This is a genomic window from Bifidobacterium animalis subsp. animalis ATCC 25527 (assembly GCF_000260715.1).
Taxonomy (GTDB): Bacteria; Actinomycetota; Actinomycetes; order Actinomycetales; family Bifidobacteriaceae; genus Bifidobacterium; species Bifidobacterium animalis.
Genome location: NC_017834.1, coordinates 535,710 through 550,261, shown reverse-complemented (window position 1 = coordinate 550,261; position 14,552 = coordinate 535,710). Strand labels below are relative to the sequence as shown.

Below are 14,552 nucleotides of genomic sequence, written 5' to 3'. Positions count from 1 at the left end.
GCGCATTAGGAACGCCTGAGCTCAGTGCTTGGGCTGCGACGGATCGTCCGCCGGTTTGGTCGGGTCGACGGCCTGATCCGCGTTGATGGAGTCGATGGATTTGACTGCAGCCTGTGCCTCATGCGCCTCGGCCTCGTCCACCTGAACGCGGTGGGCGTCCTGCGACAACATCACATCGTCCTTCGCCTCATCGGTAAGGGCCACGGCCTCGTTGTGGTACTCATGGGCATCCTGGCTGGCAATCTTGGCCTCGGCCTCGGCACGGCGAGCATCGGCCGCCGCATCAGTGGGAACCGGGGCCGCTGAGACATCGGCCGCGGTGGGCTGAGGAATCATGTCGCCCGATTCGTTCGTATGCACGGGTTCAGGTTCGTATGACACCGTCTTGACGCCCACAGTGGGGTCTCCCACCAAGGCGACCTTGGCCGGCTCGGACGGTTCGGTGATGCCCTGCTTCTTGAGCAGCGCAGCCGCCACCTCACCCTGCTTCGGATCCTTACCCGTAGGCAGGTCCTTCATCATCTCATCCTTGTCGTAGTGCTTCTTGATCGGCAGGCCCATCGGGTTCTGACCTTCGGAAAGCAATGCGGTAGGAATGTTCGACAGCGCCTTGGAAGGTTTCTTCAACCCCTCAATCTGCCACGTGAACGGCGCGAACTGGTTGGTTGGATCAGCCCAATCATGCTTGCGGGAGGCACGGTAGATGAGCACGCAGGCAATGAACACGAATGCGAGCAATCCAATGATGATCAGGTCGTAGGTGGCACCGGAGCCCACCTCGGCGGCAAGCTGTGCCGGCGGGTAGAACGCCAGCACGATGCCGAACACGGAGGCAAGGATGCCAATGCCGGCCACAATCCATGCACCGGCCATGCCACCGGGCACCTTGAAGCCACGCGGGCGGTTCGGCTGCTGGTAACGCAGACGCAGGAACGCCACGAACATGAGCACATAGTAGGTGAGGTACAGAATCGTGATCGCCTGAGTGATCAGCGCGACGAAGCCCTCCACGTTCGGCAGCAGGAACACGATGAACGCGATGATCGTCATCAATGCCATCTGCGTGTACATCAGGCGGCTCGGCATGCCATGCTTGTTGTTGTTCTGCAGGAACTTCGGCAGGAAGCCGGAACGGCCGGCCTGTCCTAGCATGTAGGAGGGGCCTGCGAGGTTCGTGATCAGCGCGGCGAAGCTGTTGAGCATGCCGAGCCAGCAGAACACCAGGTAGAGATCAGGGAAGCCAATCGTCGCGCCGAGTGCACGGTAGGTGGCGAACAGCGTGTACAGCAGGTTGATCTGCTTGTTCGGGATCACCATGGCGATGATCAACGTGCCGACGATGAAGATGAGCAGCGCGAGGATCATCGAGACGAAGATGGCGAGCGGGAACTGCTTGTTCGGCTTCTTGAGGTCCTTGATGTGCGCGGCGTTCATATCGATGCCGGCGAACGAGAAGAACACGCCTGCGGCCAATGCGAGGGTCGACATGCCCTCCCACTTCGGCACCAATGCGCTCGGCGCCATGTCGATGGCGGGCGTGTGGCCCTGGCACAGCCAGACGACGGCCAGGATGGTCATGACGCCCAGCGGCAGGAAGGTGCCGAGAATGACGCCGTACTGCGCGATCTTGCTGAAGGTCTTGACGCCCTTCGTGGCGAGGAAGCAGCAGAACCAGTAGTAGGCCAGCCAGCCGATCATGATCGGCAGCGTCACCTTCCACGAATGCGAGTTCTTGGCGAAGTCGACGGCCCAATCGTACTTCGTGGTGAAGAAGCCGATCGTGGCCGACATCGACGGAATGCCGGAGCCGAAGGTGAACGTGGTCTGGAACCACAGAATCAGCAGGCAGGCGACCGCGGGGAACACGCCGATGCCTTCGCCGACCCAGCGGAAGATGCCGCCACGCTGGCTCCAGCCGGATGCGAGTTCAGCCGCCACAAGACCAGTCGGCAGGAAGAACAGCAGCCCGCCGATCAGGAAGAAGGTAACTGAGGAGAGGCCGTAGAACGACTGCTGCACGTCGTTGGCGAGACCTGCGATCACTGTGACGTTCATCATGATCAACGCGATCGTCGTGAGGTTGCCGGTGCCTCCCTTGGCGCCCTTGACTATGGCGCCGGATTTGGATTTCGTTTTATCACTCATGTTTTCCTGGCTTACGTCCATGCGCACAGGAGCCGCCCGGTGATTGGCCGAGCGGCATCTGCAACGCTATCGATTACGGACGGGACTCCTTCGGGTCTCGCGTATCACGGCTCCGGGTTGAAGGTGTTCCAATACGGAAGCACTTCAGGCTCGGTCTCCAGCGCCTTCTGGTACTCCTCGGGCAGGTACTCCTTGCGCACCGCCACCTCGTACATGTACTGGTCGAACCACGAATCATCCATGATGAAGTAGCCCTGGTGACCGACCGGCTTGCCATGCGCGGTGGTGCCCCACGAGTTCTCCACCTTCCAGCGGATCGGCTTGCCGTCGGCGTCGAGGTCGACGCCGGCCATCGTCATCGCATGCGTCGGCAGGCTCTGGTTGTACTGGAAGCGTTCGCCCTTGTCCATATCGAACTTGATGCCGAACATCTTCTGCACGTCGTAGAGGTTGAGCGAGAGAATGCCCTTGACGAAGTCGGAGTCCTGCAGCACATCGCAACCGAACCACACCGGTTCGCCGGCCTTGAGCTGCTTGATCGTCGCTTCCTTCATCACGTCGATCGGCACGTTCACATAGTGCAGCTTGCGCTTGGAGCCCAGCACCTCACCGGTCATGTCGATCGTGTACATCTTGCCGTATTCCATGCCCTCCACAGGCAGGTTCATCACGCCCACGTAATCTTCGAGCTTGACATCGCCGAGGTACTTCTTGTAGAACTCGAGCGGGGTCAGACCACGGTCTGCATGGTACTTCTTGTCGGTGTCACGGTATTCGAAGTCCACGGTCTTCGGCGGTTCGCCGAAGCTCACGCATAGGATGCGGTAGATCTCGGAGAGCATGGCACGACGTGCGTCGTCCACTTCCTTCTCCGACTTGCCTTCGCGCACGAGCTTGCGCAGCTTGAACGCGTCCTCACGCAGCACGCGGTTGAGCACGGCGTTGAATTCCGACGTGTTCTTGGTCACCGCGGTGTCGGGCATGGCCTCCAGCGGCACCACGCCGTACTTCTCGATGAGCGCGCAGATCGGGTCGAAGTCGCCGCCGTCCTGCTGCGGGGTGGCAAGCAGGAAGTCGACACGGCGGTCGTTGAGATCGGAGCCTGCGTACTTGATGATGTTCTCCATGAAGAAGTTCGACTTCTCGAGCTTGTCATAGAAGAAGTTGTAGTTCTGCGAGAGCTGGAAGCTGCCCTTCGGCAACTTGAGGCTCTTCTCCATGTGGAAACGCAGGAAGTTGAGAGCCGAGAACATCCAGCAGCGGCCGGACTGGCGTTGGTTCGCCACGGCCTCGCTGTCGACGTCCACCGAGAACACGAAGTTGTTCTCGGTCACGACCACATGCTCACGCTCGCTGGACGCATGGATGCCGTTGTTCTTGACCGCTTGCTCCGCGATTTGCTGGGCGGAATCCTTCTTATATGCCTCTGCCATCTGCGACAGATCTTGCTTTGTCAATTCCATTTATTGACCTTCGTTGTTGATTGTTGAATGACCATCCGGATTCCGTTGGCTGCCGGCGCACGGCGTATATGTATGCATATGCGGCATAACGAGAGCATCTGACGAACCGGATGCACGAATTTCGTACGGACCATGCCGGCGGGTTTTCCCATGCGGATGTCACGCGCATTCCCTCCGGCAATACTGTTGCGGGAATATCAGTCGAACAGCGTCCAAGGCTGGCTTGGACGGCTCTTCAAGTAACCTTTCTGCCAATTCCACTGTGGGTGCTGTTCCAGGAACGCATCGGCGTCGAACGGCTCGCCGTCGGCACGGCCGAAGATGCCCCACATGCGGAAGTTCTCTATATCGTCTGCACTGGCGCATTTGCCATCGCAGGAACCACCCGGGAAGAACGGCACGTTCCACACGCCGTGCGGATCGTCCGCGTAGTACATCGGGTCGCAGTCGTAATGGGCGCAGATGTCGCGCGAGCTGGCGCATTCGTAGCCCAGATACGGGTCGAACTTGTCGGCGAGGATCTTCTTGGCCATATCGTCGTCGATCTTGCCCGAGACCTCCGGCATGAGCTTCTCCAGGCGCGTGCGGCGACCGCCGGTCTGCTGGCGTGGGTCGTTGTAGCCGTTGTCGACGCATTCGAGATTGCGGATGCGCGGATTGTGCGCGGCGTTGCACCCGTAGAAGTAGCCGTCCTTGGTACGCAGCAGCTCCTGGTGCTTGAGGCCCTCCTCGTAGCGGGCGATCTCGTTGGTGTTGGCGTCGACGAGCATCCAGATGTTCGCGTAGCCGCCGTTGTTGCCGGTGTTCTCGATCTTGATCCACTCGTCGATCGTCTTCGCATATTGCGAGGCCTGACGCGAGCGCACATACTCGGGGACGCCGTCCACATCGTACCCAACGAAGCCGGCGAGGGTGGTCTCGGTGATGCCGAGACCCGCTGCGGTCACATAGAAGTCGGTCATCGAGCTGATGTAACCGGGAATGGTCTGCATCTTGATGGCGAAGCCCTTCGCAGGCTTGATCACCTCGCAGATGTTGAAGTACTGGCCGCTCCAGAAATCATCGAAGCTCTCATGTGCGATCACCGGACGGCCGTCCACCGTGGCCGAACCGGTGGCCACGAAGCCGGTGCAATGCGAACCCTTCGGTCCGGCTGGCGGGTTGTTCGAGTACTCTGCGGCGACCTGTGGCCACCAGTAGCCGGTGAGCTCCATCCAGGCGTTCCAGCCGATCACATCGTCGAGCGAGGTCTCGAAACCACCGGCGGTGAAGCCGTCGGCCATGCCTTGCATCTCCTCGATGTACTCATCCGGAATCTTGCTCTTGTGCAGTTTGACGGCCTGCTCCACGAAGAACGAGTAGTCCATGCCCATTGTTTCGAGTGTCATATGCGTGTATACGCGAATGGCGTCCTTGAACTCGTCGGTGAGCAGGTAGCCGTGCTCGAAGCCGATCTCGTACGGGCTTCCCTCAACGGTCAGGTACTGCCATCCGTTGGTCTTCGTGAGCGTGGCCTTGTCCACGATCTGTTGCTGTTCGCTGGTCAATGCCATTGCATCCCCCTTTGTTGGAACTACCCAACAGCATAGGGAGCCGGACACGCGGCCTCATTTTGTTTACCCTTGAGGCAGATAGCCCTTGAGCGGAATATTAAAAGGCAAAAACAGCATATTTTCCGAACTCTGTCTTCCTAAAACCTGCACCTTTGCCTCCTGACCCCATGCACCCAGAACACCATATGACCATATGACACAGGCATCTGCGCGCCGGCGGCACGGGTTCCGCATCACGGCATACCATGGCCGCACAGAGCCAACGAAGGGCACCGCCGAGGCCACGACCTCACGACACAGTATTTCTTATTAGACAGTTCGTATTGAACTGCACGCCAATCCATTGCCGTCTCATGCGTTTGCCACACGTGTCTTTCCCGCAATCTACACCGCTTCCAACGCACAAGCCCACCCGTACGGGCCGTACGGGTGGGCTTGTGCGTTCATGGGCGGCGTTGAACCGGCACATCCCTATACGTCAGCCGCCCAGATACGCTTCCCGAATGCGCGGGTCGGCGAGCAGGTCGTCTGCGCGCCCGTGCAGGCGAATGCGTCCGTTCTGCAGCACATAGCCGTAGTCCGCTATCGAGAGCGCAAGTTCGGCCTGCCGTTCGACCATGAGCACGGAGAGACCGAGCTCGTCACACAGTGCGGCGATCTGCTCGAGCACCTCCTCCACCAGTCTGGGAGACAGGCCCATCGTCGGCTCATCCATGCAGATCAGCTTCGGGCGGCTCATCAACGCACACGCGAACGCGAGCATCTGCTGTTCGCCGCCCGACATTGTGCCCGCCTGCTGCGATCTGCGTTCGGCGAGGCGCGGGAACCGCTCATACATCCGCTCGAGATCCTCGGCGACGCCCGCTTTGTCGGTGCGTGTGTAGGCACCGGCCAGCAGGTTCTCGCGCACCGTCATCTGCGGGAAGATCCTGCGCGCCTCGGGCACCGCCGCAATACCGTCAAGCACACGCCAGCGGGTCGGAACACGCGTGATATCGCGGTCTGCGAAGGTGATGGTGCCGCTCTTGAGCTGATTGAGTCCGAGAATCGTCTTCATGGTCGTGGACTTGCCCGACGCGTTGCCGCCGAGCAGTGAAACGATTGAGCCCTTCGGCACGCCGATCGAGACATCCTGCAGTGCATGGACCTGGCCGTAGAACACGTTGACGCCGTCCAGTGTGAGCAATGCCGGCTTGCCAAGCACACGCGACGGATCGCGCACGATGTTCGCATCCCCCTCCCGTTCCGCGTCGGCGAGCTGGCCGTGTTCGATTGCATTCTGCTTGCCGAGCACGCCGCTATGCCGAGCCGACGTCGTGGTGTGCAGCTCGCGGTGCTTGCCCAGATACGCCTCGACGACTTGTGGTTCGCGGCGCACCTCGTCGGGCTCGCCCTGTGCGATGGTTCTGCCGCCGTCCATTGCGATGACGCGGTCCGAGAGGGCCGTGACGAGCTCGATCTTATGCTCGACGAGCAAAATCGTATGCCCCTGCGCCTTGAGATATTGGAGTTGCTCAAGTACTTCCGCCGTCTCGGATTGGTTCATGCCGGCGGTCGGCTCGTCGAGCAGCAACAGCTTCGGCTCGCTGATGTGCGCGCGGGCGATCTCGGTGCGACGGCGGTTCGCATACGACAATGTGTAGGTGAAATCGTCGCGACGCGTGCCGAGCCGTTCCCTGAACCGGTCGATTTCCATGCCCACGCGGTCGCGCACATCGGCACGCTCGCGCCGCACCTTCGGCCCGTGCACCAGCGCGACCGCCGCTTCGGAGAGCAGATTCACCCACCGCAGCAACGGATAGCGCTGCAATTGTTTGAACGGACGCTGCTCCTCGAGCTTTTTGCGGTAGCCGGGTGCGATGTTCTCGTTCACGGTGAGCGCGCCGAACACGCGGCCGTTCTGGAATGTGCGCGCCAGACCATGCTTGCTCACGGTGGCCGCGCTCGACCCTGCAATGGATTGTTCGTCAATGTCGACGATGCCCGAGTCCGGTGCCAGGAATCCCGAAATCAGATTGATCGTGGTCGATTTTCCTGAACCATTCGGGCCTATGATCGAGATGACCTCGCCGGAATGCAGGTCGAAGGAGACGCCGTCCACCGCCTTGAGACCCTCGAAGGACTTGGTGAGATTGCGCACGCCGAGCACCACCGGTTCGCTGAGCACAGCCTCGCGGTGATGCTGCGCATAGGCCACTGGGTCTCCGCCGAATGCCTCAAGTTCCGCCGAGTACGGGTCCACCGATTCGACCGGCCCTTTGACCTGGCCCGCCTTGAATCCCTGCACGGCCGTCTGGAGAGTGTTATGGTCGCTCATGAATCATCCTTTCCTTGCGAACAGACCCTGGGGCCGGAACATGATGATGACGACGGGCAGCACGCCGTAGGCCAATATGCGCGCCTGCGGCACGATGCGCAACAGCTTGGGAGCGCCGATCAGAACGATTGAGCCGAACACCGCACCCACCGGCGAATTCATGCCGCCCACGAAACCGGCATAGTCATTGCGGTCGTACTCGGCTCCCCCACGCCTCCGCATAGTAGACGGCGCGCGGATTGATCTTCACCCAGTCCCAATCCCAGCGCGCCACGAAATCAAGGTAGGCCTTGGCGAACTCCTCGGCACCGTACTCATGGCCGACGAGATGCTGCCATGCGCTGGTCAGATGGGTCGGCTCTCCTTCGGGAACCGATTTGCGGGCGATGTTATGAAACTGCTCTCTACGAGTGGGCATGGTATTCCTTCTGGTTGGCATGCGAGGAACATGCAGATATTTGGATGATGTGAATGGCGTGTGTCGATACCGCGAGCGTACCCCGCAATCACCGCGGAAACACGGCCCTCCTTACAGGTTTTCGTTATGACGTTCTATTGAGCACCGGCATTGCACGGGAAACGGCGACGTAATTCCGGCGCAATTGTGCGAACTGGGTGCCATGCGCGATTCCGACGGCCCATACCCAGCTGCACGCGGCATTCGGCGAGCGTCACTCCCCCTCAAACGACAAAAATGTGCCGAATCGCGAAATCCGACCATCGAACAACGTCGTTCGCTGGTCAAACTGCGTAGGAGGTCACGAGGAGACCGACAGAATCAATGCGACGCCGCCATTTGGCATCTGGTATCCCCTCCCAATGGCCAGATGAGTTGCGGATGCGAACAATGGCCAATGAGACGAGTTCCCCAATGGCCAGATTGCGACGATACGCGCCGAATGACCGCTGGAGTGGCAGGAAATATGATGGGCGCAGAATACAAAAGAATACAAATAGGCCTCTCCAGGTGACTTACCTGAAGAGGCCTCGACAATGTCCTGCGCGATGCCGGATGGCATGTACAGGCGGATTACTGCGCGTCCTGTGAATCCGGATCTTGCGATGCGGGAGGAATGGTGGGCTGGGCCGGCGCGGCGGGAGCTGCAGGGCTCACCGGTGCTGCCGGTGCAGCTGGTGCTGCCGGAGTTGCAGAGGCGGCCGGCGCAGCATTGAATGGCTCATGGGCCACTGCCGGCGGAACCGGTGCAGCCGCATTTGGGGCCGGTGCCATAGGCGTGCCTTGTTGTACGCCCGCACCGGCCGGCGGATTCTCGACACCGAACTGCCACTGGCTATTGTCGACATTGCTCGGATCACTCTGGGCGGGAACGCCGAACTGCCAGCCGTTGTTCTGGTACGAAGCGTCGTATACCGGATTCTGCACAGGCATCGCCGGCGCACCATTCTGGGCGTTCTTGGCACGCTGTTTGTTGTAGAACGCGAAGATGGTGCCGATGAGCATGAGGATGATCGCAATGATGAGCAGCCACATGCCGGCGCCATAGCTCAATTGGAGAAGCGTGCCGTAACCTGACTGGGAGATCTTGCTGCCGGCGCCGGCGATCTCGTAGATGACGAGCAGCGTGTAGATGATCGTGACGGTCAGTGCCGCGATCTCCTGCCGCAACACGGCGAGCACGGCGATCACGACGGCGCCGATGAGCAGGATCCACCCATCGCCATGTGGCATGAGCGACACAGACATAGAGACACCGAAGGCACTGATGCTTGCAAACGGCAGGAACACGCCGATGACCGCAAGGAGCGCGCCGACAACGGTCACCAGATTGCCGTAGGCCACCTCATAGTTGCCGATCTTCAGATGCTGCTTGCCGAGCGAGTCCGCGAACCTGTTCACCGATTCCTTCACATCCACCGTGGTCGTGCCAGCCGGCGCACCCTGTGCGAATTGGGATGCGGCGTGCGGCGTCTGCGGCGCGGATTGCGGCTGTTGTGGTGCCGACTGTGCGTTGGCATACGCAGGCCGCTGCCCTTGGAGGGACGGCGAGCCCTGTGCCGGCTGCTGGGCCGGCGTCGGCTGGGCATACGGCGGCAGGTCGCTCGATGGCTGCGCGCCATTGTTCTCGTTTGGATTCATATTCGGTCCTTACATGTTCCGACTGCGATGGCAGTCATCTCAACATGAGGCCCATCATACCCGAAGAGATTACGGCGGCATGGAAAAGGCCGCCTTATAATCTGTGGAGATAATTTCCAGAGTACAGGCGGCCTTCAGCGAATGCACGGCTCAGTTGTTGAGCGGCTTGACCAGCGGGAACGTGATCGTCTCGCGGATCGTGGCGCCGGTGAGCGCGATGAGCAGACGGTCGATGCCCATGCCCATGCCACCTGCCGGCGGCATGCCGACGCCGAGCGCCTCGAGGAAGTCCTCATCGATGTCGCAGGCCTCCTCGTCACCAGCGAGCGCATCCTTGGCCTGTGCCACGAAGCGCTCACGCTGCACGATCGGGTCGTTGAGCTCGGAATAGCCTGTCGCAAGCTCGAAGCCGCGCACGTAGAGGTCCCACTTCTCCACCACGCCGGGCTTGCTGCGGTGCGCCTTGACGAGCGGCGAGGTCTCCACCGGGAAGTCGCGCACGAAGGTCGGCTCGTACAGCTTGTCTTCGTAGAAGTGTTCCCACAGGTGTTCGACGAGCTTGCCATGGTTCTCCACCTCGTCGCGCTCCACACCTAGACGGTCGGCGATCGCACCGAGCTCCTCAACGCTGGTCTCCGGCGTGATCTGCTGGCCGAGCGCCTCCGACAGCGAGTCGTACATGCTCATCGTCTTCCATTCGCCGCCGAAGTCGTACTCGGTGCCGTCGAGCAGCGTCACCTTGGTGGAGCCGAACACGTCGATGGCGGTCTTCTGAATCAGCTCCTTGACGAGCTTGGCGATCGTGTCGTAGTTGCCGTAGGCCTCATAGGCCTCGACCATCGTGAATTCCGGCGCGTGCGTGGCGTCCACGCCCTCGTTGCGGAAGTCGCGGTTGATCTCGAACACCTTCTCGATGCCGCCCACGAGGCAGCGCTTGAGGAAGAGCTCGGGCGCGATGCGCAGGTAGAGATCGAGGTCGAAGGCGTTCATATGCGTGGTGAACGGACGAGCCGCGGCACCCCCGTGAATGGTCTGCAGCATCGGAGTCTCCACCTCGAGGAATCCGTGTTCGTCGAAGGTGCGGCGCAGCGAGGCGACCGCACGGGAACGATTGCGCACCATGTTGCGAATCTTCTCGTCGGCGATCATGCCGATGTACGGCTTGCGCGTGCGCGTGTCTTCGTTGAGTTCCTTATGCAGCGTCGGCAGCGGCTGCAGCGCCTTGGCGGCGATGGCCCACTCATCGGCGAAGATCGACAGCTCGCCGGTCTTCGATGCGATCACGCGACCTTTGACGAACAGGTGGTCGCCGAGGTCCACCAGCTGCTTGAACTGCTTGAGCGAGTCCGCGCCGATCTGCTTCTTCGAGAGCATGGCCTGGATCGTCGTGCCATCGCCGGCGGCGAGCTGCACGAAGCACAGTCCGCCCGCATTGCGAATGAACAGCACGCGGCCCGCCACGCCGACGATGTCGTCGGTCTCGGCGCCCGCTTCGAGCTTGCCGTCATACTTGGCACGCACGGCGTCGATGGTCGTGGTGACGTCGAGATTCACCGGGTACGGATTGATGCCGTCCTTGATCATCATCGCGCGCTTGGCCACACGGGTCTGCACCTGCTCCGGGTGCGCGAGCGGCCCAAATTCCTTGTTCGACGGATCCACGGCCTCGTCGAGCGAGGCGCCCTCCTGCACGCGCTTGAAAATCGCCTCGTCCTGGTTGAGCAGCATTTCCGCGCGCTCCACGGTGCTTATCTCGGGGGCGGCCACTACCTCTTCTTCCACAGTGATATCTGCAGATTCATTCGCTTCAGTCATAGCGCAACAGTCTAATAAAGACTCGCTACACTCCCCCGCCCGGCCTCCCTGAGCGAACGCGCGCATGCCATGACATACGGAACCTTCCGTGAGACAGACCGCGAAAGTGCTGGAAAACAGTGCCATTCACGGAGTCTTCCGCATGATCGACCACATGCAACACGCCGACGAATTGCCATAGTCGACCAAACGTCGTACAGTAACTTTCTGTTGCGCAAAAGCAACATCGGGCTGTGGCGCAGCTTGGTAGCGCGCTTCGTTCGGGACGAAGAGGCCGCGAGTTCAAATCTCGCCAGCCCGACGCGAAAGGGGTTGTCTCCGCATGGAGGCAATCCCTTCTTCCATTTGCACTTCCATTTACAGCAGTTCCGCGCTCAGTAGGCGCCGTGTATCGCCTGCTCCAAGTCGGCAATGAGGTCGGCCGTGTCTTCCAATCCGATCGACAGGCGGATGAGATTGTCGCCCACACCGCTCATCCGACGGAATTGCGGCGAGACCTCGCGGTGTGTGATGCGCGCGGGATCGACGATGAGCGAGCGCGCATCGCCTATGTTCGGCACATAGGCGAACACGTGGGTGCCATCGAGAATCCGCGCGACCTGCTCACGGCCGCCATCCACTTCGAAACTGAGCACGCCACCCACGCCACGCGGAAAATCACGGCGCACGAGCTCGTTCTGCGAGGCCGACTGCAGCGCCGCATGGCCATCCCCGGCCAACGCCAATCCCGAGCAGTGCACGGCGCGCACATGCGGGATGGTTTGCAGGAATTCGGCGATTGCGGTGGCCGAAGCGACCTGCTGGCGCAGGCGCACAGCGAGCGTCTCCACTCCGAGCAGCTGCAGGTAGGCGTTCACCGGCGAGGCGACCGCGCCGAATGTGCGCAGGTATTTGATATGCGCACACGTCGGATATACGCGTCGATGCCGAATTTCGAGGCGAAGCTGTGCCAGCCATCGTTGCAGTCGTCACTGACCCCCACCCCCTGTCGCGTGAATTGCGGGTAGCGATCGGTGGCCCAGTCGAAACGCCCGGCATCGACGACGATGCCGCCGAGCGCATTGCCATGCTCGCTGATCCCCTTCGTGGGCGAATGCACGGCGACGTCGGCCCCCAGTTCGATCGGCCGGAACAGGTAGGGCGTGGGTACCGTGTTGTCGATGATGAGCGGGATGCCATGCCGATGCGCGACGCTGGCGAGCGCGGCGACATCGGCGACCTCGGTGGACGGGTTCGCGACGGACTCGGCGAAGATTGCGCGCGTGTCCGGCCCGATCAGCAACTCCACCAAGGCAAGGTCGTTGATGTCATCCACAAAATCGGTCTCGATGCCGAATTCGGGGAACAGGCTGTCCATCGCATCGACGGAGGCGCCGTACAGATTCCGTGCGGTGATGATGCGGCCTCCGCCTTCCGCCGCGCACAGCAACGCCGCGGAGACCGCCGCCATGCCGGAGGCGAAGGCCACGGCGGAACGGCCGACCTCCAATGCGGCGATGCGACGTTCGAGCACGTCGAGTGTCGGATTGGCCACACGGGAGTATGAGAAGCCCTCTGCGGCACCTGCCGAGAGCGCGTCGCCGTGTGCCGCGGACTGCATGTCGAAGGCGGCGGAAGGTAGATCGGAGGCACCGCGGCGTTGCCGTTGGTACAGTCCGCGGAATCATAGCCGGCGTGAATGGCCAGCGTGGAGAAATGGGTCATGGTAAGCCAGTCTGTCAGTGGCGCAGTCATATGCGCGAGGGAACGATTAACAGAAGAGCGACGCGAGCTCGAGCGATTGCGGAGCCTGCGCGCGGCTGGTGGCGATGGCGAGCGCCTGGTCGAGGTCTTCGATCAGCTCGCGCAGGTCCTGCGTGTCCACCGAGTAGCTGACGAGCCCCCAACGGTTGAAATGCTCGTTGAACAGCGAGTAGGTGCCGCCGTAGATGTTCGAACCGACCACAATGCGTTCGCCCGGTGCGAAGATCGACAGCACTGCGTGGATCGCTGCGAGCCCTGAGGCGAAGGCGAAACCGCGCACACCGTGTTCGAGCTGAGCGATCTGCCGTTCCAGGAAATCGCGCGTGGGATTGCCGCTGCGCGCATAGTCCCAGCGTGGCATGGACTCGACCGATTCGAAGGCATAGGTGGACGAATTGTAGATGGGCGGGTTCACCGCGCCGGTGGCGTTGTCCGTCACCGGTACGCCGTGGACGAGTTTGGTGTTCAGCTGGGTCATGGCACCTCCTGTACAGCATGGATTGTCTGAGTGCTATTGGTCTGGGTCGTGCCCGCATCCGTCGTTGTCAGGCACGGGCGCCACTGTATCGCCGTTCAGACGCACGAATGCCGGCGTGGTTATACGCGCAGGTTATAGGAGTCTGCAAATACGCGGGATCGCAACGAAAACCCCGCTATAGAGCGCATCTATAGCGGGTTTCAAGTGAAGATGTTAGGAGATTGAGAATATGATCTTACGCTTGGGCTCCTTTCTGGTGGGTGTGTGGGAACGTCTGTGGCATCCGGCTGTCACGCACTGCGATTCTTGTTGCGCCAGTGGCTGGAGACGCCCATCACGATGGCGATGAGCGAGAGCAGAATGCCGAGGCCGGCGAACAGGTAACCGGTGATCCGGTTGAACTCGACGAACGAGAACATCGACGAGTTCATGAGCAGACCGACCGTGACCGTGAGCGCGCCGAACAGCAGCACGACCACGCCGAACACGATGGTGCCCGCGCTCGCCCCCTTCGGCCGTTCCGGCTCCGGTTTGCGCTGCGGAGGCGCCTGGTAGAGCGGGATGTTCTGCGGTGCTCTCTCTCCGGTGCTCGCCTGATGTGAGGTATCGGTCACCTGCATCGGGATCGTCAGGTCATCGTCGACGGGCTCGCCACCGGGTTCGGCACTGCTGGCATTGGCTCCGCCGTCATCGCTTCCGCCGTCGTTGCCGAGGCCTGAGTCCTCGTCGGCGTCCCCGGCAAATTGCGCATAGAGAGGAGCATTCATATCGACAGATGCGGTGGCATCCGCAGCAGGCATCTGCGTGGTGCTTGTGAGGTCGACTTGCTCGTCGATCTCCACGGTCTCGTCGAGCGGCTCTTCGACAGCGAACACTTCGGTGGTCTCGTCGTACGGCGTCTGGGCGTCGTTGGAATCAGATTGCTTCTTCATGTCAGGCT

The 14,552-nt window shown here is 61.2% G+C and carries 11 protein-coding genes, 1 tRNA gene and 1 pseudogene; 1 reads left to right on the top strand and 12 read right to left on the bottom strand.

The annotated features are described in order from the left end of the window. Window positions 1-21: 21 nt before the first annotated feature. The 8 genes from BANAN_RS02315 to lysS all read right to left on the bottom strand — a co-directional run bounded on the left by BANAN_RS02315 (window position 22) and on the right by lysS (window position 11,391). A complete protein-coding gene (locus tag BANAN_RS02315) occupies window positions 22-2,145 on the bottom strand; it encodes an APC family permease (RefSeq protein ID WP_014697341.1) in 2,124 nt (707 codons plus the stop codon). Window positions 2,146-2,249: 104 nt separating this feature from the next. Continuing rightward, the gene (locus BANAN_RS02310) at window positions 2,250-3,608 is read right to left on the bottom strand and encodes a C1 family peptidase (RefSeq protein WP_014697340.1); all 1,359 of its coding nucleotides are present in this window, start codon (window positions 3,606-3,608) and stop codon (window positions 2,250-2,252) included. A gap of 197 nt (window positions 3,609-3,805) precedes the next feature. Next, entirely contained in the window at window positions 3,806-5,161 is a 1,356-nt protein-coding gene (locus BANAN_RS02305; protein WP_014697339.1) for a C45 family autoproteolytic acyltransferase/hydrolase, read from the bottom strand. Window positions 5,162-5,639: 478 nt separating this feature from the next. Beyond that, entirely contained in the window at window positions 5,640-7,478 is a 1,839-nt protein-coding gene (locus BANAN_RS02300; protein ID WP_014697338.1) for an ATP-binding cassette domain-containing protein, read from the bottom strand. 3 nt (window positions 7,479-7,481) lie between these two features. Next, window positions 7,482-7,649: an inner-membrane translocator gene (locus tag BANAN_RS08465; RefSeq protein WP_014697337.1), complete on the bottom strand. Its 168-nt coding sequence runs from the start codon at window positions 7,647-7,649 to the stop codon at window positions 7,482-7,484. A gap of 13 nt (window positions 7,650-7,662) precedes the next feature. Further along, window positions 7,663-7,896 (bottom strand): hypothetical protein, encoded by a 234-nt coding sequence (locus tag BANAN_RS08460; protein WP_014697336.1) that lies wholly within the window; start codon window positions 7,894-7,896, stop codon window positions 7,663-7,665. A 612-nt stretch (window positions 7,897-8,508) separates the two neighbouring features. After that, window positions 8,509-9,576, bottom strand: coding sequence for a YML083C domain-containing protein (locus BANAN_RS02290; protein WP_014697335.1), 1,068 nt, complete (start codon window positions 9,574-9,576; stop codon window positions 8,509-8,511). A gap of 150 nt (window positions 9,577-9,726) precedes the next feature. Then, window positions 9,727-11,391, bottom strand: coding sequence for a lysine--tRNA ligase (gene lysS / locus BANAN_RS02285; protein WP_041776957.1), 1,665 nt, complete (start codon window positions 11,389-11,391; stop codon window positions 9,727-9,729). Window positions 11,392-11,618: 227 nt separating this feature from the next. On the opposite strand from lysS, the gene BANAN_RS02280 reads away from it, so the two are divergent. Next, window positions 11,619-11,692: transfer RNA gene (locus BANAN_RS02280), tRNA-Pro, on the top strand. A gap of 73 nt (window positions 11,693-11,765) precedes the next feature. Here the strand turns inward: BANAN_RS02280 and BANAN_RS08695 are convergent. The 4 genes and pseudogenes from BANAN_RS08695 to BANAN_RS02260 all read right to left on the bottom strand — a co-directional run bounded on the left by BANAN_RS08695 (window position 11,766) and on the right by BANAN_RS02260 (window position 14,544). Continuing rightward, on the bottom strand, window positions 11,766-12,248 hold the full coding sequence (locus BANAN_RS08695; RefSeq protein WP_014697333.1) for a PLP-dependent transferase: 483 nt from the start codon (window positions 12,246-12,248) through the stop codon (window positions 11,766-11,768). Next, window positions 12,245-12,991 carry a PLP-dependent transferase gene (locus BANAN_RS08690; RefSeq protein WP_014697332.1) on the bottom strand — a complete coding sequence of 249 codons (747 nt, stop codon included), beginning with the start codon at window positions 12,989-12,991 and terminating at the stop codon, window positions 12,245-12,247. The genes BANAN_RS08695 and BANAN_RS08690 overlap by 4 nt, the downstream gene beginning before the upstream one ends. Window positions 12,992-13,228: 237 nt before the next feature. After that, window positions 13,229-13,612, bottom strand: a pseudogene (locus tag BANAN_RS02265) (PLP-dependent transferase); the annotation flags it as partial. 290 nt (window positions 13,613-13,902) lie between these two features. Further along, the gene (locus BANAN_RS02260; protein ID WP_014697330.1) at window positions 13,903-14,544 is read right to left on the bottom strand and encodes an ABC transporter permease; all 642 of its coding nucleotides are present in this window, start codon (window positions 14,542-14,544) and stop codon (window positions 13,903-13,905) included. Window positions 14,545-14,552 lie beyond the last annotated feature (8 nt).